This window comes from Rhodococcus sp. NPDC059969, assembly GCF_042738325.1.
In the GTDB taxonomy this organism is placed as follows: Bacteria; Actinomycetota; Actinomycetes; order Mycobacteriales; family Mycobacteriaceae; genus Rhodococcus_F.
This window is the reverse complement of sequence record NZ_JBHWUF010000045.1, coordinates 1-1,096: the sequence shown is the minus strand read 5'-3', so window position 1 is coordinate 1,096 and position 1,096 is coordinate 1. Positions and strand designations below refer to the sequence as shown.

The following is a 1,096-nucleotide window of genomic DNA, read 5'->3' as shown; positions in this document are numbered from 1 at the left end:
GGTCCTGGGGTCGGGCGTGGCGGCGGTGGGCGGTGGGCCGCGGCCCGTACGCGGCGGCGTTCGAGGAGGCTCTCGCGCACGCCAGGGCGCGGGCGGCGGGTGAGCCGGAGCGGGACTGGCCGATGCTGTGGATCCGGGACGGACGGCTGCAGTTGCTCCAGCGGTACACCGGCGACCGCCGGGTGCTCGACACGATTGGGGAGGAAGAAGCATGAGCAGCGAGCGTGTGGTGTTCGAGCCGGCCTGGGAGGGGAACCCGGCCTGGGGCGGCGCTGAGTTGTACGAGGACCTGGCCGTGGCGCAGTTGGTCGCGGCCCAGGCGTACGTGGATGAGGTGTACGAGGGGCTCACGGAGTACGGCGAGGGGTTGGGCGAGCTGCTCTGGGTCTGGGGCGACGGGAGCTGGGAGCTCACGGACGGTGGGGTGCCCTCGCGGCCAGGGCGCGTGCGCGCGGCCAGTCCTGATCCCGCGTTGGCCAGAGGCGGAGGCGCGGGGAGCAGTTTGTTAGTCCACGGGCGTCATGATCGTCTTCACCATCGCTGGTGTTCTCGTCGCGGTCGTGTCCTCCTCCAGGAGGTGACTTCGGCAACGTGGCGGCCTTCCGCCCCCGCGTCGGGAACGGCTACATCGCAGCTCAGAGCAGGTGTAGCCGTTCTCGGCGACATCACGGGGATCAGTTGGGGGAGGGACTGGATCGCGCTGACCTCGGGCGTAGCCGTTCTCGGCTGGGTATAGCCGTTGCTTCGGGGCACGAGCGCGTCTGGAGCGGGCGGCGGTCTTCCGGCAGGAGGTAAAGGGGGTCAGCAGGGCTCAGCGGCGCTCCGCCGGCTTCACGTCCCGGCCATTGTGAGACGGGAGCTGACAACTCCCCTCACCGCCCGTACGAGACGGGCGGATCGGGCAGCGGGTCAGCGACCCTGTGCGTGGTTCCACTGCGCGATGATCGCGTCGGCCTGTGCCTCACCCTGCCGACGCTCCGCGTCCCTCAGATCAGCAGCGGCCTGCTCAATCCGCCGCGCCTCCGCCTCGACGGCGGCCACCTGCTCAGGGGTCAGAGTCACTGGACTCCCCCGTCCCGGCGGGCCGCCTCCGCTG

General features: G+C 71.1%; 2 protein-coding genes. One reads left to right on the top strand and one right to left on the bottom strand.

Going from position 1 to position 1,096, the window contains the following annotated elements:
- The first annotated feature begins 211 nt into the window (after positions 1-211).
- Positions 212-736 (top strand): hypothetical protein, encoded by a 525-nt coding sequence (locus ACFWAD_RS29935; RefSeq protein ID WP_378550494.1) that lies wholly within the window; start codon positions 212-214, stop codon positions 734-736.
- A 173-nt stretch (positions 737-909) separates the two neighbouring features.
- On the opposite strand, the gene ACFWAD_RS29930 is transcribed toward ACFWAD_RS29935, so the two are convergent.
- The coding region (locus ACFWAD_RS29930) for a hypothetical protein (protein ID WP_378550491.1) at positions 910-1,096 on the bottom strand (187 nt) is incomplete at its 5' end.

Excerpts from the sequence above, each read along its gene's own strand:
- ACFWAD_RS29935 (WP_378550494.1), top strand. The coding sequence starts at position 212 with ATGAGCAGCGAGCGTGTGGTGTTCGAGCCGGCCTGGGAGGGGAACCCG.